General features: G+C 58.6%; 24 protein-coding genes and 1 pseudogene. 17 read left to right on the top strand and 8 right to left on the bottom strand.

Annotated elements, in window-relative coordinates:
* Positions 1-38 precede the first annotated feature (38 nt).
* Complete coding sequence (rnr, locus tag N4A58_RS13520) at positions 39-2,294, top strand: ribonuclease R (protein ID WP_293710421.1); 2,256 nt, start codon at positions 39-41, stop codon at positions 2,292-2,294.
* On the opposite strand, the gene N4A58_RS13525 is transcribed toward rnr, so the two are convergent.
* Entirely contained in the window at positions 2,275-2,979 is a 705-nt protein-coding gene (locus N4A58_RS13525) for a glutathione S-transferase family protein (protein ID WP_072708467.1), read from the bottom strand. The genes rnr and N4A58_RS13525 overlap by 20 nt on opposite strands.
* A 211-nt stretch (positions 2,980-3,190) precedes the next feature.
* Between N4A58_RS13525 and N4A58_RS13530 the strand changes: the two genes are divergently transcribed.
* Positions 3,191-4,522 (top strand): lytic murein transglycosylase, encoded by a 1,332-nt coding sequence (locus N4A58_RS13530; protein WP_293710423.1) that lies wholly within the window; start codon positions 3,191-3,193, stop codon positions 4,520-4,522.
* 3 nt (positions 4,523-4,525) lie between these two features.
* Here the strand turns inward: N4A58_RS13530 and N4A58_RS13535 are convergent, their stop codons facing one another.
* Positions 4,526-5,569, bottom strand: a complete 1,044-nt coding sequence (locus N4A58_RS13535) for a succinylglutamate desuccinylase/aspartoacylase family protein (RefSeq protein ID WP_072708463.1) — start codon at positions 5,567-5,569, stop codon at positions 4,526-4,528.
* 117 nt (positions 5,570-5,686) lie between these two features.
* Between N4A58_RS13535 and N4A58_RS13540 the strand changes: the two genes are divergently transcribed.
* The 4 genes from N4A58_RS13540 (at position 5,687) to N4A58_RS13555 (ending at position 8,386) form a co-directional block, all read left to right on the top strand.
* The gene (locus tag N4A58_RS13540; protein WP_072708461.1) at positions 5,687-6,709 is read left to right on the top strand and encodes an aspartate-semialdehyde dehydrogenase; all 1,023 of its coding nucleotides are present in this window, start codon (positions 5,687-5,689) and stop codon (positions 6,707-6,709) included.
* A 161-nt stretch (positions 6,710-6,870) separates the two neighbouring features.
* The gene (locus tag N4A58_RS13545) at positions 6,871-7,320 is read left to right on the top strand and encodes a hypothetical protein (RefSeq protein WP_293710425.1); all 450 of its coding nucleotides are present in this window, start codon (positions 6,871-6,873) and stop codon (positions 7,318-7,320) included.
* A gap of 182 nt (positions 7,321-7,502) precedes the next feature.
* Positions 7,503-7,973 (top strand): hypothetical protein, encoded by a 471-nt coding sequence (locus tag N4A58_RS13550; protein ID WP_072708456.1) that lies wholly within the window; start codon positions 7,503-7,505, stop codon positions 7,971-7,973.
* 233 nt (positions 7,974-8,206) lie between these two features.
* The gene (locus tag N4A58_RS13555) at positions 8,207-8,386 is read left to right on the top strand and encodes a hypothetical protein (RefSeq protein ID WP_293710427.1); all 180 of its coding nucleotides are present in this window, start codon (positions 8,207-8,209) and stop codon (positions 8,384-8,386) included.
* A gap of 10 nt (positions 8,387-8,396) precedes the next feature.
* On the opposite strand, the gene N4A58_RS13560 is transcribed toward N4A58_RS13555, so the two are convergent.
* Entirely contained in the window at positions 8,397-9,047 is a 651-nt protein-coding gene (locus N4A58_RS13560) for a carbonic anhydrase (protein ID WP_072708452.1), read from the bottom strand.
* 536 nt (positions 9,048-9,583) lie between these two features.
* Here N4A58_RS13560 and N4A58_RS13565 point away from each other — a divergent pair.
* The 3 genes from N4A58_RS13565 to N4A58_RS13575 all read left to right on the top strand — a co-directional run bounded on the left by N4A58_RS13565 (position 9,584) and on the right by N4A58_RS13575 (position 12,504).
* Positions 9,584-10,213 (top strand): response regulator transcription factor, encoded by a 630-nt coding sequence (locus tag N4A58_RS13565; protein ID WP_293710430.1) that lies wholly within the window; start codon positions 9,584-9,586, stop codon positions 10,211-10,213.
* 69 nt (positions 10,214-10,282) lie between these two features.
* A complete protein-coding gene (locus N4A58_RS13570; protein ID WP_293710432.1) occupies positions 10,283-11,665 on the top strand; it encodes a M17 family metallopeptidase in 1,383 nt (460 codons plus the stop codon).
* Complete coding sequence (locus N4A58_RS13575; RefSeq protein WP_293710434.1) at positions 11,662-12,504, top strand: NlpC/P60 family protein; 843 nt, start codon at positions 11,662-11,664, stop codon at positions 12,502-12,504. Before N4A58_RS13570 ends, N4A58_RS13575 begins: the two co-directional genes overlap by 4 nt.
* Here N4A58_RS13575 and N4A58_RS13580 read toward each other — a convergent pair.
* Together N4A58_RS13580 and N4A58_RS13585 are read right to left on the bottom strand one after the other, a co-directional pair.
* On the bottom strand, positions 12,485-12,823 hold the full coding sequence (locus N4A58_RS13580) for a DUF2794 domain-containing protein (RefSeq protein ID WP_072708445.1): 339 nt from the start codon (positions 12,821-12,823) through the stop codon (positions 12,485-12,487). The two genes, N4A58_RS13575 and N4A58_RS13580, sit on opposite strands and share 20 nt — an antisense overlap.
* Before the next feature lie 182 nt (positions 12,824-13,005).
* Positions 13,006-13,314: an I78 family peptidase inhibitor gene (locus tag N4A58_RS13585; protein ID WP_293710436.1), complete on the bottom strand. Its 309-nt coding sequence runs from the start codon at positions 13,312-13,314 to the stop codon at positions 13,006-13,008.
* Positions 13,315-13,498: 184 nt separating this feature from the next.
* On the opposite strand from N4A58_RS13585, the gene N4A58_RS13590 reads away from it, so the two are divergent.
* The gene (locus tag N4A58_RS13590) at positions 13,499-13,984 is read left to right on the top strand and encodes an N-acetyltransferase (protein WP_293710438.1); all 486 of its coding nucleotides are present in this window, start codon (positions 13,499-13,501) and stop codon (positions 13,982-13,984) included.
* A 104-nt stretch (positions 13,985-14,088) separates the two neighbouring features.
* The gene (locus N4A58_RS13595; RefSeq protein ID WP_293710440.1) at positions 14,089-14,718 is read left to right on the top strand and encodes an HAD family phosphatase; all 630 of its coding nucleotides are present in this window, start codon (positions 14,089-14,091) and stop codon (positions 14,716-14,718) included.
* On the opposite strand, the gene N4A58_RS13600 is transcribed toward N4A58_RS13595, so the two are convergent.
* A complete protein-coding gene (locus N4A58_RS13600; RefSeq protein ID WP_293710442.1) occupies positions 14,706-15,320 on the bottom strand; it encodes a TetR/AcrR family transcriptional regulator in 615 nt (204 codons plus the stop codon). The genes N4A58_RS13595 and N4A58_RS13600 overlap by 13 nt on opposite strands.
* Before the next feature lie 182 nt (positions 15,321-15,502).
* On the opposite strand from N4A58_RS13600, the gene mbfA reads away from it, so the two are divergent.
* The 6 genes from mbfA (at position 15,503) to N4A58_RS13630 (ending at position 20,344) form a co-directional block, all read left to right on the top strand.
* Positions 15,503-16,477: an iron exporter MbfA gene (mbfA, locus tag N4A58_RS13605; RefSeq protein WP_293710444.1), complete on the top strand. Its 975-nt coding sequence runs from the start codon at positions 15,503-15,505 to the stop codon at positions 16,475-16,477.
* Between the two features lie 86 nt (positions 16,478-16,563).
* Positions 16,564-17,493: an AEC family transporter gene (locus N4A58_RS13610; RefSeq protein WP_072708436.1), complete on the top strand. Its 930-nt coding sequence runs from the start codon at positions 16,564-16,566 to the stop codon at positions 17,491-17,493.
* Between the two features lie 36 nt (positions 17,494-17,529).
* Positions 17,530-18,363: an S-formylglutathione hydrolase gene (gene fghA, locus N4A58_RS13615; RefSeq protein WP_072708434.1), complete on the top strand. Its 834-nt coding sequence runs from the start codon at positions 17,530-17,532 to the stop codon at positions 18,361-18,363.
* On the top strand, positions 18,360-18,809 hold the full coding sequence (locus tag N4A58_RS13620) for a YaiI/YqxD family protein (protein WP_072708432.1): 450 nt from the start codon (positions 18,360-18,362) through the stop codon (positions 18,807-18,809). Before fghA ends, N4A58_RS13620 begins: the two co-directional genes overlap by 4 nt.
* 3 nt (positions 18,810-18,812) lie before the next feature.
* Positions 18,813-19,433: an HAD family phosphatase gene (locus N4A58_RS13625; protein ID WP_072708430.1), complete on the top strand. Its 621-nt coding sequence runs from the start codon at positions 18,813-18,815 to the stop codon at positions 19,431-19,433.
* Positions 19,430-20,344, top strand: coding sequence for an ornithine cyclodeaminase (locus N4A58_RS13630; RefSeq protein WP_293710448.1), 915 nt, complete (start codon positions 19,430-19,432; stop codon positions 20,342-20,344). The genes N4A58_RS13625 and N4A58_RS13630 overlap by 4 nt, the downstream gene beginning before the upstream one ends.
* Positions 20,345-20,369: 25 nt before the next feature.
* On the opposite strand, the gene N4A58_RS13635 is transcribed toward N4A58_RS13630, so the two are convergent.
* A complete protein-coding gene (locus N4A58_RS13635; RefSeq protein WP_293710450.1) occupies positions 20,370-21,605 on the bottom strand; it encodes an MFS transporter in 1,236 nt (411 codons plus the stop codon).
* 84 nt (positions 21,606-21,689) lie between these two features.
* Positions 21,690-22,077 (bottom strand): annotated as a pseudogene (locus N4A58_RS13640) (hypothetical protein); the annotation flags it as partial.

The following is a 22,077-nucleotide window of genomic DNA, read 5'->3' on the forward strand; positions in this document are numbered from 1 at the left end:
GAATGACGGCGCCTTTTGCCTGTGATAGGGGCGAAGGTATGAAGCAGTTGCCCACAAAAGCTGACATCCTGAACTGGATCGAAGCGAACCCGACCCAAGCCAACAAGCGTGACATTGCCAAAGCCTTTGGCATCAAAGGGGCTGCGCGCATCGAATTAAAGCTTCTCTTGCGAGAGCTTGAGGACGAGGGGCATCTGGAAAAGCGCAAGAAATCCTATCGTGACCCTGACACCCTGCCGCCTGTGAGCGTGTTGATGATGCACGCACCCGATATCGATGGGGATCAGTTTGCCAAGCCTTTGGAATGGCATGGCGAAGGGGTGGAGCCGCGCATCCTGTATATCAAACGTCAGACCGATCCGGCGCTTGGCGAAGGGGACCGCATTCTGGGCAAGCTGCAGGCTGTCAAGGATCAGGACTACCATTATGAGGCGCGCCTGATCCGCAAAATTGGTGCAAACCCGCAGCGGATGCTAGGGGTCTACCGCGAGGGCTCCGAAGGGGCCCGGATCGTGCCGATCGACAAGGGGTCGGACAAGGAATGGATCGTGCCCGCAGGTCTGACTGGCGGAGCCAAAGACGGCGAGTTGGTCGAGGCGGAAACCGCTGGGCCCAAGCACCGGATGGGCTTGCCCAAAGCGCGGATTGTAGAACGCCTTGGCGACCCAAGCGCGCCGCGCGCCGTATCCCTGATCGCGATACACCATCACGGGATCCCGGATGCCTTCCCGGATAAGGTGATTGCCGAAGCTGACGCGATGAAGCCCGCTGGCATGAAGGGTCGCGAGGACATGCGCGACATGCCCTTGGTTACGATCGACCCTGCGGATGCACGCGATCACGATGACGCCGTGTGGGCGTACCGTGACGAAGACCCAAATAACGAGGGCGGCTTCGTCCTGTGGGTCGCGATTGCGGATGTGTCCCATTACGTGCAGCCCGGGTCTTATCTGGATAACGAAGCGCGCAAGCGTGGCAACTCCAGCTACTTCCCCGACCGAGTGGTTCCGATGCTGCCAGACCGTCTGTCTGGTGACCTGTGTTCGCTGCACGAAGGGGTGCCGCGCGCTGTGATTGCCTGCGAAATTCGTATCGATGCCCACGGCAAGAAGATCGGTCATCGCTTCGTACGGGGGATGATGCAGTCGGCGGCCTCTCTCACATATGAGCAGGCGCAGGCTGGCCGCGATGGCAATCCGGACGACAAGACCGCGCCGCTGATGGATGATGTGATCCATCCCTTGTTCGATGCCTACGCCGCGCTGGTCGAGGCTTGCAAGGATCGTCAGCCGTTGGAATTGGACCTGCCAGAGCGTCGAGTGGAGTTGGGGGATGACGGCAAGGTCGCTTCGATCACGATGAAAGAGCGTCTGGACGCTCACAAGCTGATCGAAGAGATGATGGTTCTGGCCAACGTCTGCGTCGCCGAAACGCTGGAAAAGAAGCGCACGCCGCTGCTGTACCGCGTCCACGAAGAGCCGCCAGCAGATAAACTGGAGTCTCTGCGCGAGGTCGCGAGCGAGTCAGGTTACACGTTGGCCAAAGGGCAGGTGCTGCAAACTCGTCACCTGAATAAACTGCTGAACGATGCGGCGGGTAGTGACGAAGCTGAGCTGATCAACCTGTCCACTCTGCGTGCGATGACACAGGCTTATTATTGCGCGGATAACTTCGGGCATTTTGGTTTGGCGTTGATGCGATACGCGCACTTTACCTCGCCCATCCGCCGTTATGCGGACCTGATTGTGCACCGCGGCCTGATCTCGGCGCACAAATGGGGCGACGATGGCCTATCGCCCGAGGATGTCGAGCGTCTGGAAACCACAGCCAAGCATATCTCGGACACCGAACGCCGGTCCATGATGGCCGAGCGGGACACGACTGACCGCTATCTGGCGGCCTATCTGTCAGAACGCGTGGGTGCAGAGATGACCGGCCGGATCAGCGGGATCGCGCGGTTTGGAGCCTTTGTGAAGCTGGACGAAACCGGCGCAGACGGGCTCTTGCCGATCCGTACGCTGGGGCGTGAATTCTTCCACCATGACGCAGAGAGTCAGACCCTGATGGGCTCGGAAACCGGCCTTCTGATCGGCTTGGGGCAGCGCGTGACAGTTCGCATTGCTGAAGCGGTCGCCGTGACCGGTGGTCTGACGCTGGAACTTCTAGAGATCGAAGGCAAAGCCTTGCCCCGCGGCAAGCAGCGCCCTGCAAGGGGTCCGGCCAAGCGCAAGATGGTCAAGGAAAAGCGCAAGCGCGATCGGATTGAACGCAAGGTCAAGCATAAGCGGAAGTAAACGCCTGACCGCACCGGTCCAGATAGAGCATGATTCGTTTGTCGGACCGGATGCGGTGACGCAGGGGCGTTTCCATCGGTAAATTGCGGATCGCCCCTAGGACTGCCAGACAGGCTGCGTCAGCTGCGGTGGGCGTATCCCCCAGAACATAGGGCCGATCCCCTAGAAATTCGGCCAGCGCTGACAGGTCCCGTTCGACCAGAGCCAGGCGCTCGGCCTCGGTGCAGCGGGCAATACCGTGTCGTTCCAGCCCGCGCCGCACGCTTTTGCGGATCATTTCGCCCACGGGCGCCCGCATCACTGCGGGCATCTCCCCGAAAAAGGCCGCTCTGAAAATTGCCCATCCGTCATCGTGGACCCAGCGGTCGTGGACCAGTGCATGGTAGGGCCAATCTTCGATCAACCGCATGATTGCCTGACCTTTTGCGCGATCTTCAAAGGCGCAGGTCGCGTAGAAATCCGTGCCGGCCCGCTCGAGAGCGGCTTGGATCAGGTGACTGTCGGCGATGGTTTCGTTGTTCCATTGCAAGACGGGCAGTTTGCCATGGGGCATGCGGGACGGGTTGGACACGTCTTTGCGCTGCCAAGGTTGCCCCGACATGTTCAGAAGATGGATCGTTTTCGAGCAGAAGGGACTGAGCGAAGGCTCGTGCAGACCCGCTGGGAACGTCAGTAAGGTGATCATGCGCAATGTTGGTAAAATCGGAGTTGCGCCAGCCTAGCATGGGTTTGGAAAATCCCGTTGTGCGCGCTCGGGTATGTGGGCGGATTGCTGCGCTATTTCCTTGCAATGCGCAAAACACTGCCATTTCCTTGGGAATTCAGGGCGGTCCGTTTGCCAGTTGCCGTGTGTGCGTTAGCCTTTCACGCATGAATAATAAGAGCAGGTATCGAAAATGTCCCTCTGGTTGAGAGTTTCGACAGGAGTTTTGGCGCTCTTTGCGACGCAGGTGGCGGCAACAGATCTGGCGTTGCGTCCTGTGGTGCGGCCCGCAACGCCGGTGGCACTTTCGCAAAGCGCTGGTTATTCTGCAGACGTAATACGCCCCCAAGCGCGCCCTGCGCTGGCCCGAACTGCAGAGGTGCCACCTGTGACCGAGATATCCGCAAATCCAGGATATAGTGACTGGGTGCGCGCCTTCTATCCGAGGGCGCGGGCAGGCGGGATCAGCGAGGCTACGCTGAAACGGGCCTTTTCCGGTGCGCAATATCTGCCTGATGTGATCCGGCGTGACCGCAATCAGTCCGAATTTACCAAGACGCTTTGGGATTATCTGGACAGTGCAGCGTCGGACGCGCGGATCCGGAACGGCAAAGCGGCCCTGCAGAAATATGCGAGCACTCTGAACGCGATCGAGAAGCGCTATGGCGTTGACAAAGAAGTCGTCGCCGCTGTTTGGGGCTTGGAAAGCGCCTATGGCAGTTATCGCGGCGATACAGATATCGTCAGTGCATTGTCGACTCTGGCTTTCGATGGACGGCGCGGCGCATTTTTCGAGCAGCAGCTCGTGGCGGCGCTGGGAATCCTGCAGTCAGGGGATGTCGCACCTCGGAATATGACCGGATCATGGGCCGGAGCGATGGGACACACGCAGTTTATTCCGACCAGTTATCTCGACTATGCGGTCGATTTTAACGGTGATGGCCGCCGCGATATCTGGAGCGACGATCCCACAGATGCGCTGGCCTCGACCGCGGCCTATTTGGCGCAGTTTGGTTGGGTCAGCGGAATGCCTTGGGGAGTCGAGGTGAAGATACCCCAAGGGTTCGACTACACGCTCGCGGATCGCAAAACTCTGCGCATGCCCTCGGATTGGGCGCGGTTGGGGATCACGGACATGTCGGGCAAGCCTGTGCGAGATTTCGGGTCTGCCTCGATCTTGCTGCCTGCGGGGGCGCAAGGCGCAGCGTTTATGATCTTCAAGAATTTTGAGGTCATTGAGCGGTACAACACCGCCGATGCTTATGTGATCGGAGTTGGGCACTTGAGTGACCGTCTCAAGGGGGCAGGTCCGATCCAATCGGATTGGCCGCGCGGGGATCGGGCCCTGACCTTTGCTGAGCGCAAAGAATTGCAGGACCGCCTGACCCGTGCCGGTTTCTCGACCCAAGGGATCGACGGACGGATTGGGCCGAACACAATCGACGCCGTGCGGTCTTATCAGCAGTCCGCAGGCTTGATACCTGATGGGTATCCGTCGCTCAGGCTGCTGGAGCGGCTACGCTAGAGCTTAAATAATCTCGTCTTCGTCGAACATGGGTGCGGCCAGAAGTTCGGCGTGCATCAACTCAACGGTGTCCTCGGCGGCCGCGGTCTGTTTGACCTGCGCGATGTGGTAGATCGCGTCGCCTTCGTTCACGACTGGCATGACAGCTCGGCCCACTATGATCCCGCTGCTTTCGGCGATGATCTCTGTCTCTTTTTCACCAAAGGGGTCAGAGATCATGCCCATGACATCGCCTTCGCTGACCATTTCGCCGCGCCGCTTGAAAGTCCGCATCAGTCCGCCCATCGGGGCACGTGTCCAAGCAGAGTTTAGCGACATTAATGGAGCGGTTTTCGCGGTTGGCACGCCCTTTTTCGCGATCATTCCAAGGTCGCGCATCACCCGCAGGATACCGGCGACGCCCGTACGCACGGCCATCTCGTCAAAGCGCAATCCTTCGCCTGCTTCGTACAGTAGAATGTCGACGCCGCGCTCTTTGGCGACGCCACGGAGCGATCCGTCACGCAGTTTCGAGGTCATGATCACAGGCGCGCCAAAGCTTTTGGCCAAGTCCATCAGGCGATCATTGCCGGGCGAGATGCGGATTTGTGGCAGGTTGGTGCGGTGTACGGCCGCCGAATGCAGGTCGATGCCCAAATCCGCGCGCAAAACTACGTCGTTCAAAAAGATGTGGGCGAGACGGCTGGCCAGTGATCCAGTCGGATGCCCTGGAAAGCTGCGGTTCAGGTCGCGTCGGTCTGGCAGATATCGCGAGTGGCTGAGAAAGCCAAAGGAGTTCACGATCGGTACTACCAGCAGGGTGCCCGCCAAGCGATTTAGCGAGGGCACGCGCAAGAGACGGCGTACGATTTCAACGCCGATCACCTCGTCTCCGTGAACGCCAGCGCTGACGAACATGGTCGGGCCCTCTTTGGCGCCATGAATCACATGGACCGATAGATTAACGGGGGTGTGGTCGGACTGAACCGTAACCGGAAGGTCGACCGTGGCTCGAAGGCCAGCCGGAATAGAGCATCCGGCAATTTCAAAAGGCTTGCGGCGGGTCATATCTGCAACTTTCTGACGTCATCCCTCTGTTTCACACGCAATCGCGAGGGTGAAGCCCTTTTCGACAGCCGCAGGATAGAGTACACCGCCCGCCGTACTGTAACGGAGGACCCAAATATGGGCTATAAGGTCGTCGTCGCCGGCGCCACAGGCAATGTGGGCCGCGAAATGCTGAACATTCTGGCGGAACGCCAGTTCCCCGTCGATGAGTTGGCAGCGCTGGCAAGCCGCCGCAGCCTCGGCACAGAAGTAAGCTTTGGCGACAAGACACTCACGACTCAGGATATCGAACAGTTCGATTTCTCGGGTTGGGATATCGCTCTGTTCGCCATCGGGTCGGATGCGACCAAAAAATACGCGCCGATCGCAGCAGCGGCTGGCTGTGTTGTCATCGATAACAGCTCGCTCTACCGCTACGATCCCGACGTGCCGCTCGTCGTTCCCGAAGTGAACCCCGAAGCCGTTGACAACTACGGCAAGAAGAACATCATCGCGAACCCCAACTGCTCGACCGCGCAGATGGTTGTCGCTCTGAAGCCTTTGCATGACCGCGCCAAGATCAAGCGCGTCGTCGTCAGCACCTACCAGTCGGTGTCGGGCAGCGGCAAAGAGGCGATTGACGAACTTTGGGACCAGACCAAGGGCATGTATGTCCCCGGTCAGGAAAAAGAGCCGAAGGTTTACCCCAAGCAGATCGCCTTCAACGTGATCCCGCACATCGATGTGTTCCTCGATAGCGGCGACACCAAAGAAGAGTGGAAGATGGTCACCGAAACCAAAAAGATCGTGGATCCCTCGATCAAGGTGACTGCAACCTGCGTGCGCGTTCCTGTGTTCGTTGGCCACGCGGAGTCGATCAACATCGAATTCGAAGACTTCCTCGACGAAGACGAAGCTCGTGATATCCTGCGCGAAGCGCCCGGTATCATGGTCATCGACAAGCGCGAAGACGGTGGGTACGTCACCCCCGTAGAATGCGTTGGTGATTATGCGACCTTCATCAGCCGCATCCGTCAGGACGTGACCATCGAGAACGGCATCAACCTTTGGTGCGTTTCGGACAACCTGCGCAAGGGCGCTGCCCTGAACGCAGTCCAGATCGCCGAGACGCTGGGCAAGCGGGTCCTGAAAAAGGGCTAAAATCCGCTCAAATGCGACATGAAATTAGAGGCGTGCTCGGCAAGAGTGCGCCTTTTTTCATTGGCTTTTGCCATATGTAATTCTTCCTGAGGTTGTTTGGGGGTGCGACTTTCACGCATACTGTGGGGGATCTTTTCTTGTAGTTATGTTTGGAAAGCCCGATGCGCAGACTGTGTGTAGCAGCGTGCGGCGCGCTGACCCTATGGGTCTCGCCGTTGATGGCCGGTGAACGGGAATTTATCCAGTCGACCGGAAATGCCTACCAATACCGCAGCCATTATGAACTCAAATCGATTGTCTATGCCCCCAGCGTGACTGTGGCAGGAGGGCGCTATGTGGTGGTGCCCGAAGGTATGTGCACCAACGACCGCGAGCGGATTTTGGACTGGGCCGCTAAGACCACTGGATACGGGGCGGTGGCCAGTCCAAAGCTGCCCGAGGGCGTCGAGCCGGACTGCAATATCTTGAACCCGAACCTGCGGGGTGGGTTTGCCGATGGTTTTGAGACACAAGAGGGGGCAGAGCGCACGGCTTTGGCTCGATGCGAGGCGACGCGGCTCGACGGTTACGAAAAATGTATCCTTGTGGCACGGGTTGCGGACGGTCGTTGAAACACCCTGAAAAGTAGTTTTAAGCCATAGCTTTGAAACGATTTTTGCGCGTTTCTAACGGCGAGAAATTCCAATCACGCATTGTAACAGGCGCGTGAGGCGCCCTGTTTTGTAAGTTTTTCTCGGAACGTATTTTGGATCACCACGTTGGGTGTCCAGAACATGATCGAGAGGAATTAGTTATGACTTTCAAGACCTTCGTACTTACTTCGACTATTGCCCTTGTGCCCGCGATGGGCTTTGCTGAATCTGAAGTAGAACTGATTGAGGACACCGAAGGTTCGGTACAGTATCACGGTCCTGACTCGCCAATGGTCCCCGTTGTGAACGATGGTACCATGTACCCAGAAGCTCGTCACCTGACCGTCGCAGAGACTGTTTGCGAGAACGACAAAGCGGACATTATTGATTGGGCCGCTGAAACCGAAGGCTACGCTTCGCTGGCCGTTCCGCAATTGCCTGCCGATGTACCGGATAACTGTGGCGTTCAAAACGCCGAAGTGGTGACCGGCACCGCGACCGATTTCCAGAGCTTTGAAGACTCGGACAAGGTGGCACTAGATATCTGTAACGCGGCCCTGCTCGAAGGCTACGGCGAGTGCTTCATCGTCGCCCGCGTGACGGACCAAGATAACGTCACCATGACCCAATAACGATTTCACGTGTCGTAAGTGCAGGCGCAGCTTCGGCTGCGCCTTTTTCTTTGGGCGCTTGTCTGTTGATCCAAACGGCTTCTCTGCAAATCGCGGACATTTTGGGTGGCGCGCGTCACCGAAAGACGGGGTCACTATTCTTATCCATCCCTGAATCATCCTAAGGGCCAGCAAGTGCCGCCGCGCTGAACAGTCTAAAATAAGAGGGACTCACCAAAGGATGGAGGCACGCCATGTTCACATTCGGACACCTGATTGCTGCACGTAAACTCGCTGCAGCTTCGGCGGATCACGTGGCAGAGCAGTCCGATGCACCCATCCGGAAAAAAGTCAGCCGCTCTGAAATAGAGCGGCTGTTCAAATCGGACCTTCAGGCCAAATCAGAGATGATGGCGCAGCGCGCCGCCCTCTAATGTGCCGCGATCAGACGGGTAGGAACTTGTCGTCTTTGGCTTCGTAGTACTCCAGCGACCCTTCGCCGATATCGGTCCATAGACCGTGAAGAGACAAAGTGCCGTTGTTCACAGCCTCTTCGATGAAGGGGAAGGTCATCAAGTTTTCCAGCGACACACAGACCGCTTTCTTTTCCAGCGCGCGAAGACGCTCTTGCTCACCTTCGACATGTTCGATGGCGGCATAGCCGGGGCGCAGAATGTCCATCCAACGACCGACAAAGCTGGTTTTTTCATCCAGCTCAGGCGCATGCCCACTGCACATGCTCATGCAGCCTGCAACACCCCCACAATTCGAGTGACCCAGCACGATCAAGTGCGCGACCTTGAGTGCGGTTACGGCGTACTCGACTGTGGCAGACGTACCGTGCTGCAGCCCGTCAGGCTCGTAGGGTGGTACGAGGTTTGCAATGTTTCTGTGAATAAAGAACTCACCAGTGTCCGCACCAAAGATGGAGGTCACGTGCACACGAGAATCACAGCATGAAATCACCATCGCACGGGGGCGCTGGCCCTCGTCAGCGAGTCGGCGATACCACGCTTTGTTCTCGGTATAGGTGGTTGCGTGCCAGCCCTGATAGCGCTGAAGCAGGTAGGACGGCAGCGGCTTCGCGAACTTCATTCATCATCCTCCGAGGCATTTTGAGCAAAATTAGCGCTCTATATCCCAAATGGCGAGGGGATTTAAATATTTGTTCTTCCGCGAAATAACGGTTTTGCGCGTGAAAAAAGGCTCGCGCAGGGGATCAAAATGTAAACACAGCTTATACTAACGTTAACCGTGGGACACTAAGGTATACTCCCTCGTTTAAATGGTATGCGGGCGATTTACGCGGCCATTCTTTGATTTAATCTCGCTCTCGTTGGGTATCGAGCGCACCAGAACGATCACCTCTCAACAGGCAAAACAGCCCAGACAGGTACCTCTCGTGAACACCTTGGGCTCACATATGCTTGGTTACAGTGACCTTTTGAATCAATCGCATTGGGTCGCGGTGACAGATTGGTCAGGTCGGGCGCTCTTTGGTCAACCGAACTTCGCGATGAAGTGCACCTTTGGTGTGCGGCGGGGTGGATCAACGACTGCACGCTCGGGCGTTCGGTCAAACGAACGAACGGGCTTGGCTGTCAAGCTGAACTAAGTGGAGTAATGGGCCTATGATCGCTGAAGTTTCCGGGTCAAAACGCATCCTGATGATCGACGATCATCAACTTATCCTCGATGTGCTTATGCGCTATTTCAATGCGGCGCTCGAAGCGCAGGTCGACACCGCACCCGATCTGGACGCGGCGCTGAACCTGATTGATGAGCACGACTATGACCTGATCCTGCTGGACTACAACCTGCCGGGCATCTCTGGCCTGACCGGTCTGTCGCAGGTTCTGGAGCGTTCGAACAACACCCCCACTGCGCTGATTTCGTCGGATCTGCCGCGCGAGGCAATCTACGATGCGATGGCGATGGGTGCCAAAGGCTACATCCCCAAAACCAGCCGTGCCGAAGCGTTCGCCAACGCGATCCGTTTCCTGCTGATGGGAGAAACCTTCCTGCCTGCAGAATTCTTTACCCGCAAGGCAGAGCCCAAGAAGCCCCGCATCGAGAACCTGTCCTCGCGTGAGAGTGACGTTCTGCTGCTGGTCGCCGAAGGCCGCTCGAACAAGGACGTGGCCAACGAGCTGGGCTTGAGCGAAACCACCGTAAAGATGCACCTGCGCTCGATCTACTCGAAAATCGGCGTGGATAACCGCACCCAAGCGGCGCTCTGGGCGAACCAGCGCAAGTTGTGATCCGGTCGGCCTTGCGGTCACCGCGCGGCACGCTAGGCTGCGCGGCAACACCGAAGTCAGGAGGCCGCAATGACATTGCAATTCGCGCAACAGACCCCCGATGCTCTACCACTTCACGTGGTCGGCTCGGATGATCTGGATAGCTTTATTGAGACATTGACGCCCGCCCATGCCGCATGGGTTCGGGCGTCTGTTTTTTCTGGCGCGATCGGTCAGTCTTTGGTCTTGCCGGGCGAAGATGGCGCGCCCGCCGCTGCGTTGATCGGCTATGGGACAGAGACTGCGCGGGCGCGCGCCCGTTTCGTTTTGGCCGCAGCTGTGCCGTCTTTGCCTGCATTGAACTTTGCGCTTGCGGGGGGCGTTCCAGCAGACAAGCTAGAGCAGGAATGTCTGGGCTGGTTGCTGACGGCATATCGTTTTGACCGCTACAAATCGCAGGCTCCCGATGGCGCAGCGTTGGTCTCGCCTGAAGGTGTCGACGAAGCCCACGTCGAAATTCTGGCCAATGCCGAAGCCCTGACCCGCACCCTGATCAATACGCCAGCCGCGGATATGGGCCCCGCAGAGTTGGAGGCATCTGCGCGCGGATTGGCAAATGCGCACGGAGCCTCGATGGACGTGACAGTTGGCGACGCGCTGCTGGAACAGAACTTTCCGATGATCCACGCGGTGGGCCGCGCCGCAGAGCAAGAGCCCCGATTGATCGACATGCGCTGGGGTGACGAAGGGCCAACGCTCACGCTGGTCGGTAAAGGCGTTTGCTTTGACACTGGTGGTCTGAACCTAAAGCCTGGCGGCTCTATGGGGTTGATGAAAAAGGATATGGGCGGCTCGGCCACTGTGCTGGGGTTGGCCCAGATCATCATGGCGTCCGGTTGGAAAGTCCGCCTGCGCGTTCTGATCCCTGCGGTGGAAAACAACGTGTCCGGCAACAGCTTCCGCCCCGGCGATATCCTGACCGCGCGCAACGGCCTGACGGTCGAAATCAACAATACAGATGCCGAAGGGCGGTTGGTGCTGGCCGATGCGCTGGCCTACGGGGCTGAGGAAAACCCTGATCTGATGCTGACAATGGCGACCCTGACAGGCGCGGCACGCGTGGCCGTTGGGCCTGATATTGCCCCGTTCTACACCGATGACGCCGCATTGGCGCAGGCCCTCATCTCCGCTGGTCCGCAGATGGCAGACCCCGTTTGGCAGATGCCCTTCCACGCGCCTTATGAGGCGATGATCGAGCCTGGTATCGCCGATCTGGATAATGCGCCTTCGGGCGGGTTCGCCGGATCAATCACCGCTGCACTGTTCCTCCGCCGCTTCGCAGGCGATGGACGTTACGCCCACTTCGACATCTATGGCTGGACACCTGTGCCGCAGCCTGCGCGGCCCAAGGGCGGCGTCCAACAAGGCGCGCGTGCCTTGTCCATGGCCTTGCCGCAGGTGCTGGGGCTGTGACCGATCGTCGACGCACCCCAGCCAATGGCCGCGTGGCACTGACCCATCTGCAAGGGATCGTTCAAGCCGAGCGCTTCGTTGATGGCACGGCTATGCAGATCGTAACCCCTGTTGCCGACGTTTGCTCTGCACCCGAGGGGCCTCGGGATCGGCAAGTGCTCTATGGGGCAGAAGTTCTAGTGATAGAACCGCGCGACGGCTGGTCCTTTGTTCAGGCCAAGGAAGATGGCTACGTGGGCTATGTCCGTAGTGACGCACTTGGGCCTCTGAGCGCCCATAATCAGGTCGTGAGTGTTCCTGCGACCCACGTTTATCCGCGTGCCGACCTGAAATCGCGCGAAATCATGGGACTGTCCCACGGTAGCCATCTTCGCATTGTCGGGGCCGAGGGGGATTTCTACGAGACCGTCGAGGGCTGGTTCGTGCCGCGCCAACATCTGCGCGCGTTCAATGCGCCAATGCGTGATCCGGCGACGATTGCGCAGCTCTATTTCGGCGTGCCGTACCTGTGGGGCGGCAACAGCATTTGGGGCATTGATTGTTCAGGTTTGATCCAAGCAGCTTGCCGCGCCTGCGGCATCGATTGCCCCGGCGACAGTGATATGCAGGCGCTGGAACTGGGGGAGGCTCTACCGCAGGGCAGTGACCTGCAGCGGGGCGATCTGGTCTTCTGGAAGGGACACGTGGCGATGATGGTAGACGAGCAGGTGCTGATCCACGCCAACGCACACACGATGTCTGTGGCCTATGAGCCACTGGATGCCGCGATATTCCGGATCGGCGCAACTGGGGATGGTCCCGTGACCGCGATGCGCCGGATCACTCGACCGACCGGATAAGTTTGCGTTCCAGCACTCTGAGCACCGTGCGCAGATCCTGACCACGTTTCAGGATCTGCCCGTCGATCCCGATCACAGCATACATGCCTTGGCGATTTCTCAGTTTGGGACGTTTTTCGATACGATAGATCGGGTTTTCCGCTGTTCTGCGAAAGACAGAAAACACGGCGACATCGCGCAACATCGACAGACCATAGTCGCGCCATTCACCGGCAGCCACCATGCGCCCGTACAGGGAAAGAATCACTGATAACTCGTGGCGGTCGAACGCGACGCGATCCATCCCGCTGCTTAGGTGAGGGGGCGTTTGTATATTCATTCTCTCAGATTTGCGCTTTGATCTTCGCAAATCAAGCAAATCGGAGTGTTTCGCCCTGAAAATGCCCTGATCCCGCCAAGCGGTTTCCACAAGCTATGGGCAATCTCGGTCCTAGCGATGCGCTAACCCGGTGCGGTGGTCCCTAGCCCCCACGAAGGTCCGTTGCACCGGGGTCCTCGCTTTTACTGACAGTACAGGTTCACGACGGTCCCGTTTGCATCGACAAAGATATTCAGACGCTCTGGGCGGTAATCTTCGGTGTAAATGTCATTCACACCCAGAACGCGCACAGGGCCATCGTAGTTTGCAGCGTCGAATTCGGTGATGCTGTGACCCAACAGATGCTGCAGCTTTTCCGAACCGCAGGTGTCGGCGATGGCATTCGTCTCTTCCCACGGAGTGCTGACGCCCACGATCTCTTCGGCGACGTCTTTGGTTTGGGCGCAGGAGCTAACAAAAGCGGCTGCGATCAAAATGGCTACGGTTCTCATCAGTTCGTCTCCAGTCTGTGGGCGCTCGTGGCAGCGGCACCCTTGCAGAACATTAATCAAGCTTTTGCCAATTTGAGAAGCAAAACTGACAGGAATTGTCACCTGAATGCCCGTGGGGTAATCACTTGATTGCCTTCTGGATAATCAGACGGTCAGGAAAACACCCCACTCAGGAGCCTCGCCGATGCTGATCCGCCCCGCGATATCCCAAGACGCCGACGCGATCTGGGCCATGCTGGAGCCCGTTTTCCGCGCCGGAGAGACCTATGCGATCCCGCCTGACATCTCGCGTGATGATGCTGTGGCATATTGGATGGGCGGCACGCACCGCGCTTGGGTGGCGGAGGCTGACATAGGGGTGATCGGTACAGCATATCTCTGCCCCAACCATCAGGGTAATGCGGACCACATCTGTAACGCAGGCTTTGTGACGGCTCCTGCGGCGCGAGGGCGCGGCGTGGCCCAAGGGCTGCTCAATCACTTGCAGGCAGAGGCGCGGGTCGCCAATTTCGGCGCAATGCAGTTCAACTTCGTGGTCGCGACCAACGTCGGGGCGATTGCTCTGTGGCAGCGCAATGGATTCGAGATCGTCGGCACCTTGCCTCGCGCATTCCGGCATCCCTCTGCCGGTCTGGTGGATGCGCACATCATGTATCAGCTACTTTCATAGGCAAAAGCGAGCCGTTCGGGCGGTGTTGCGTCATTGTGCACTTGATTGGAGCGGGTACAGGACACAGCATCAAAGGATAGCCGCATTTTCAGAAAGCTTTTGCCATGCCCGATTTCGATTTGATCCTGTTTGATATGGATGACGTTCTGTGCCACTCGGATCGCAAGTACCGTGCAGCCCACTTGGCCAAGCTGACGAATACCTCGCCGGACCGTGTTTGGGCCGCGATTTGGGGGTCTGGCATTGATGCGGCGGCGGATGCGGGAATAATCAGCACCTCCACCTATCTGCGCGAAGTGGCCTTGCAGCTAGGTGCCCCTTTTTCGGCGGAACAATGGCTCGAGGCGCGCAAGGCCTCAATGACGCCGAACCCGAGCGTTCTGTCTTTGGTCGAAGAGATCAAGAAGGATTACCAGATCGCGGTACTGACCAATAACTCGGAACTGGTCGGCGATAATATTGACTACCTGTTCCCAGAGTTGCGGCCTCTGTTCGGCGATCTGATTTTCCCGTCTTCGAAATTCGGCGCGGCCAAGCCGGATAAGGCGTGCTTCTTGAATTGCATGTCGCTGCTAGGAGTGGCGCCCCAAAAGGGTTTTTTTGTGGACGACAAGGCAGAGAACGTCGCTGGAGCTGAACGCGCGGGAATGCGCGGTCATGTCTTTACCGGCCACGAGGGCCTGCAAGAGCGTCTGCAAACCGAAGGCGTTCTAGAGGCTGTTCAGGTCCCGTAACGAGCCATAAACATGTCGACGGCGCCTTCAATCACGCGCCGCCTTTCCTCGGGCGTGATCTCGGTGCGTAGCCCCAAAATCATTTGCATCCACATATCTGATTTGCACATCTCGGCGAATTGAAAGCTGGCGAGCCGCTTGTCTGGAATGGATAACTCGCCCAAGGCCTCTGCCTGTTCGAAATACTCGGACAGGCGCGCAACCATGACTTCGGGGCCAGAGGAAAAGAAAGCTTCGCCCAACTCAGGAAAGCGGACGGATTCCGCGACGCAGATTCGGTACATCTGCAAGCCCATCTGGCTCGTTGTGAAATTCATGATCCGCTCTGCCACATAGGTCATGACCTTGCGGGCACCGGCATCCGCCGTGATCTCGACAGAAGTTTGATCTGCCTGTTCGGCGCATTCACAGCGGGCGACTTCCATGAACAGCAAACGCTTGTCAGGGAAGTAGCTATACAGCGTCGCCTTAGAGACTCCGGCGGCCTGGGCGATGTCGTCGACGCTCGCGCCTTCGAACCCGTCACGCATAAAGATTTGTCGGGCGCCTTCGAGCACCTGATCAAATTTGCGGCCTCTGCGGACTTCGGTGGCGACAGTCATGTAGACCTCCAAGCTAGGCGATCACAGTAAACCGCACGGTTCAGTTCAGCAAGGAGTCCGGTGCCTTTGTGGGCGCACACACGTGTTTGTGGAAACGGCGAAGCGGTGCGCGCAATTGGCGCTTGAATGCGAAAATGGAGATGTATAAATTTAGAATAATTCTAAAATTGTGAGGCATCGATATGCGTTTTATCACTCAGCGCCGACGTTTCTCGGATTTATCAGAGCAAGAGGTTCTGGCTCTGGCCATCTCGTCCGAAGAGGATGATGCGCAGATTTACCGGACCTATGCTTCGCGCCTGCGTCATGACTATCCTGCAACGGCAGCCGTCTTTGACGGCATGGCCGAAGAAGAGGACGGCCACCGCGCGCAACTGATTGCGTTGCACCGAGAGCGGTTCGGCGAAACAATCCCGTTGATCCGCCGCGAGCATGTGGCGGGGTACTATGCCCGCCGCCCCATTTGGCTGGTAGAAAATCTTGGGTTGGACCGTATCCGCGAAGAGGCCGAAGGCATGGAGCGCGAGGCCGAGCGGTTCTATACTATGGCCGCGCAACGCACTTCTGACGCAGCCACACGGGACTTGTTGGGCCGATTGGCGCAGGCGGAGGCGGGGCACCAGACCACCGCATCGGAGTTGGAAAAGGCGCATCTCAGCGGCGCAGAGAAAGAGGACGAGAACGCCTCGGCCCATCGTCAGTTCGTGCTGACCTACGTGCAGCCCGGGTTGGCGGGTTTGATGGACGGTTCCGTTAGCACGCTGGCTCCGATCTTTGCGACTGCCTTTGCGACCCAAGACACGCATACCACTTTTCTGGTCGGTTTGGCCGCAAGTGTGGGCGCGGGCATCAGCATGGGCTTTACCGAAGCGGCCTCTGACGATGGCGAGCTGTCGGGGCGTGGATCACCAGCCAAGCGCGGCTTTGCATCGGGGATCATGACGGCCGTAGGGGGGCTGGGGCACGCGCTACCCTACCTGATCCCGCATTTCTGGACTGCGACGATCACCGCGTTCTTTGTGGTGTTCATCGAGCTTTGGGCCATCGTTTGGATCCAGAACCGCTACATGGATACGCCCTTCATGCGGGCCACATTCCAAGTCGTTCTTGGCGGGGCACTGGTCTTTGCGGCTGGTGTTTTGATCGGCGGGGGCTGATGCAGGGCTGCCGCGCCCTCCCGTATAATGGAAATTGCAGAAACGCGTCGTTGCCTTAGGCAGCGGCGCTCTCTATCGCTTTGGGTATGATCGAGATTTTCTTTAGAACATTACCCTTCTTTGCGATGATCGGCCTTGGCTACGGCGCAGCGCGTACCCGCTTTTTCAGCGAGGAAGCCACCGCAGCCATCACCAAGTTTGTGTTCTACTTTGCCCTCTCGGCCATGCTGTTCCGGTTCTCGGCAGATCTCAGCATGTCAGAGGTCTTTGACGGTCCGTTCATCCTTGCCTACCTGAGCGCGACTGGGTTGATCTATGTGGTTGCGATGGGGTTTGCGATCTTTCGTGGCAGGCCTGTTGACGAGTCCGCCGTTGAGGCACAGTGCGCAGTGATCGGCAATACGGGCTTTCTGGGCATCCCGATGTTGACCATGCTGATGGGCCCGCAAGCCATTGGCCCTGTGATGATGGTGCTGGCCATCGACTTGATCGTGTTCTCGAGCCTGATCGTCATTCTGATTACCGGATCGCGCGACGGACGGATGAGGCTGAGCGTGCTGAAAACCGTCGCTGTTGGCCTGATCAAGAACCCAATGATCGTCTCGATTGCCTTGGGGCTGCTTTGGTCTACGGCGTCATTGCCGACGCCCGCGCCGCTGATGGACTTTGTCTCGATCCTCGGGGCCGCGGCCACGCCCGGGGCGCTGTTTGCAATCGGGGCTTCTCTGGCCGGAAAATCAGCCGAGCGGATTGAGATCGCGGGCTGGCTGTCCTTTTGCAAGCTGATCCTGCACCCTGCCGCTGTCGCCTATGCGGCGCTCGTGTTGTTCCACGTGGAACCGTTTGCGGCCAGTGTGATGATTGCAGCGGCGTCCTTGCCAGTGGCTGGAAACGTCTACATGTTGGCGGTGCATTACGGGGTGGCGGCACAGCGTGTTTCGACCTCGATTTTGATTTCAACGACGCTCAGCATCGCTACAGTGTCGGCAGTGATCGCGTGGGTGTCTGTGTTCTGACGCTACCCTAAGGGCGGAAAGAAAAAGGAAGATTTCATGGAAACGATTTCGGAAAACCGGTGCTTTGGCGGCGTGCAAGGGGTCTATTCCCACGATAGCGCGGTGACTGGCGGCAAGATGACATTCGGTCTGTTCCTGCCCGAAGAGGCAGAGCATGGCAGCGTGCCGCTTCTGTGGTACCTGTCGGGTCTGACTTGCACCCATGAAAATGCCATGACCAAAGCGGGCGCGCAGGCTTGGGCCGCTGAACACGGGATCGCTCTGTGTTTCCCCGACACTTCGCCCCGCGGCGAAGGTGTGGCGAATGATGACGCCTATGATCTGGGGCAGGGCGCGGGGTTCTATGTGAACGCGACCCAAGACCCTTGGAAGCCGCATTTCCAGATGTGGGACTACATTGCCGAAGAACTGCCGCGCGTCGTGGACCACAACTTTGCCGTCGATCCCGACCGCCAGTCGATCACGGGCCATTCTATGGGCGGCCACGGTGCCCTGACGCTCGCGATGTCCTTGCCCGGCCGTTACGCGTCTGTTTCGGCGTTCTCGCCTATCGCGAACCCGACCCAAAGCGACTGGGGCCGCAAACAGCTAGGAGCCTATTTGGGGTCCGATGAAGAGGCGTGGAAGGCACATGACTCCAGCCTGCTGATGCTGGATCGTGGCTTTGACGGCTCTGTGCTGGTTGATCAGGGCGCCAGCGACCAATTTCTTGAGCTCTTGAAACCCGAAGCTCTTGCGCACGCCATGGCGGCGCGCCGTCAGGATGGCGCATTCCGCATGCAAAAGGGCTATGACCACAGCTATTTCTTCGTCTCGACCTTTATGGAAGAGCACGTGGCCTTCCACGCAGAGGCGCTTTACGCCCTATGATCTACGTGGACGCGGACGCCTGTCCGGTGAAAGACGAAGTCGAGCGCATTGCCACGCGGCACAAGACCGAGGTGGCAATGGTCTGCAACGGGGGGCTCCGCCCCTCGCAAAACCCACTGATCCAACTCGTCATCGTGCCCGAGGGGCCAGACGTCGCGGATATGTGGATTGCAGATCGGGCGCAGACGGGCGACGTGGTCATCACAAATGATATCCCGTTGGCGGCGAAATGCGTGCCTGCGGGGGCGATCGTCATCAAGCCCAACGGCGAATTTCTGACGGCTGCGAATGTGGGCAATGCGCTGGCAACCCGCGATCTTATGACCGACCTGCGCGCCGCCGACCCGTTCCGACAAGGGGGCGGCAAAGGGTTCACCAAGGCAGACCGATCCCGCTTTCTGAATGCACTGGAAGACGCGCTGCGCCGCGTGAAACGCAAAGGATAATCCATGACCCCCGAAGCTGTGGTTTTCGACATCGGCAACGTCTTGATCGAATGGCAACCAGAGCGCCACTTCGACAAGGTGATCGGAGAGGAACGTCGTAAAGAACTGTTCGCCGCCGTGGATCTGCACGCAATGAACGATCAGGTAGACCGGGGCGCAAACTTTCACGAATTGCTGGCCTCTATGGCGGATCAGCACCCTGAATGGCGCGAAGAATTGGGTATCTGGCACGACCAGTGGATCGAGATGGCCAGCCCCGAAATCCCACACTCCGTCCGACTTCTGCGCGCATTGCGAGCCAAAGGTGTGCCTGTATTCGCGCTGACCAATTTCGGTGTTCAGACGTTTGAAATCGCCGAGCCCGTCTACCCGTTCCTGACGGAATTCGACAAACGCTACATCTCGGGCCACATGCAGGTGATCAAGCCCGAGGCCCGCATCTACGAAATGGTTGAAGATGACTGCGGTGTTGCGCCTGCCGGTTTGCTGTTCGCAGACGACCGCACGGATAACATTGAGATGGCGGCGTCGCGCGGGTGGCAAACGCACTTGTTCACCGGCCCCCAAGGCTGGGCCGACTGTCTGGTGGCCAAGGGCCTTTTGACCGAGGAAGAAGCTGTATGACACCTGCCATCGTTCCGTTCGAAGCCGACGCCTATCTGGACTGGGTCGCCCTGACCGACGCTATGTGGCAGGCGCACAGCCTGCCAAAGGCACAGATTTCGGACAGCTTCCTGTATCGGGGCGATGACACTCTGCTGCTGCGCTCCGCGTGGATCAATGGACTGGGATTGGCGGTCAAGGCCGCGACGGTGTTCCCCGAAAACCCAGCCTCTGACTTGCCCCGCGTAAATGGCGGCGTGTCGCTGTTCGGCGATGATCATGGTCTGCTCGAGGCCGTGGTGGACTTCCATCTGGTGACCAAGTGGAAAACTGCGGGCGACAGCCTGCTGGCCGCCCGCCGTCTGGCGCGGCCCGACAGCCGGAACATCCTGATCATCGGGGCAGGGACTGTAGGCACGAACATGATTGACGCCTATGCCAGCGCCTTCCCCGACGCTGAATTCACCGTCTGGAACCGCACCACGGCCCGTGCCACTGAAATGGCCGCCGGTATTCCGGGCCTGCAAGTCGCGACCGACTTGCCCAAAGCGGTTGCAGAGGCCGACATCATCTGCTGCGCCACCATGAGCACCGAGCCAGTACTAAAGGGCGCATGGCTGCAACCTGGCCAGCACGTGGACCTGATCGGCGCCTACCGCCCCGACATGCGCGAGGCTGATACCGAGGCCCTGACGCGGGCGCGGCTGTTTGTAGACAGCCGTGATACGACGATCGACCACATCGGCGAATTGAAGCTGCCCATCGCCGCAGGGGAAATCACGCCCGACCATGTGATCGCGGACTTCTATGATGGCGATGCCTTTGCCCGTCAAACGCCCGAAGAGATCACGATCTGCAAGAACGGCGGAGGCGCGCATTTGGACCTGATGGTCAGCCGTTACATTCTGGACGCGTGGCGCGCAGCACAATGACAAAGGGGCCCGAAGGCCCCTGATGTTACGCTGCCAGCTGAATGCGCTTCTCTTTGATGGGCAAATGCACCAGCGCCGAGAAAGCGCCAACCCCAACACCGACCCACCAAACCGCCGTGTAGTCGCCGGTGATGTCGTACATCTTGCCCCCCAGCCAAACGCCCATGAAGCTGCCAAGCTGATGGCTGAAGAATACGATCCCATATAGCGTGCCCATGTAGCGCAGACCGTAAAGGTGCGCGACCAGTCCAGAGGTCAGCGGAACGGTCGCCAGCCAGAGCGAGCCCATGACAAGTGAGAACAGGATCACCGTCGCAGGTGTCATCGGGAACATGATGAACGCCGCTGCCACGATGGTCCGCATCGCATAAACCCCTGCCAGCAAGTACTTCTTGGAATAGCGCTTGCCCAGATAGCCCGCCAAGAGCGTCCCCGCGATATTCGCCAGACCGATCAAGCTGATCGACACCGCCCCAAGGGCAGAGGTCGTCTCGATCCCCAGCGAACTCAAGACACCGCCTGCCGCAATCGGGCTGCACACCTCGGTCACGAAGGCCGGAAAGTGCGCGGTGACAAAGGCCAACTGATAGCCGCAGCTAAAGAACCCGAGGAAGATCATGGTGTAGCTGGGGTCGCGGAACGCACGGACAAGGATTTGGCCCATGCTCTCTTCCAATTCTTTTTTAGAAGCTGGCGGTTCGACCCGCATCATCGGCAACACCATGAGTACCGCAAGGATCGACACCGCGAACAGCAAGAAGACCTGCTGCCACGTCATGAACCCCAACAGCCATTCAGCCAGTGGTGCGCCAAAGACTTGGCCCGCGCTGCCCGCGGCAGTCGCAATCGCCAAAGCCATAGAGCGGTTGTCGTCACTCGCCGCGCGCCCAACCACCGCGAGGATCACTCCGAATCCAGTGCCCGCCACCCCGAAGCCGACCAAAATCTCCAAGAACTGGTGTGCGGCGGGCGTGACTGCAAAGCTGGAGGCCACAAGGCCCGCTGCATACATCACGGCACCCAAGATGATCGCCTTGCGGTCACCGAGCCGTTCCGCGAAGGCCCCGAACAATGGCTGTCCGATCCCCCAAGCCAGGTTCTGGATCGCGATTGCCAAACTGAAGTCCGCACGCAGCCAGCCAAACTCTTCGGCGATGGGGATCTGGAACACCCCAAAGCTGGCACGAATTGCAAATCCGACCATGATCACCAGACAGCCCGCAATCAATACAGGTGTCACCAAAGGGCTGCTGCGTTCCATTCCGCGCTCCTGCTTGTCGACCGCCCGACATTAGAAGATGACAGGCGGTCGTCAAATCAAGGATTGTGATGGGCCAGCCCGTGGTTAGTCATCAAAGATGTCGTCGTTCCATGTGTATGTGCTGGACGGCGTGCTGTCCGGAAAGTCCAGTTCTGAAAACAGTGCATCCATTGCCGCGTCCCTCGGGGGCACGGGGGTAGGCGCAGGCTCCGGTTCGGAAACCTCCTCCTCGGGTGCCTCCTCTGGTTTGACCGCCTCCATATGCCCGTGCGCTGGAATGTCCTTTAGAGCATCACGATTGATGCCCTCTGGAATCTTCTGCCCGGAAGACAGCTTCTTGAGGAGCAACATTTCCAACTTTGTAAGGCCAAGCTCTTGCGCTGAGGTTGCAGGTATGACCGCTTTCTCAGGCTCAGGCTCAGGCTCAGGCTCAGGCTCAGGCTCAGGCTCAGGCTCAGGCTCAGGCTCAGGC

Origin of the sequence: Donghicola sp., assembly GCF_025210255.1 — a bacterium.
Classification (GTDB): domain Bacteria; phylum Pseudomonadota; class Alphaproteobacteria; order Rhodobacterales; family Rhodobacteraceae; genus Donghicola; species Donghicola eburneus.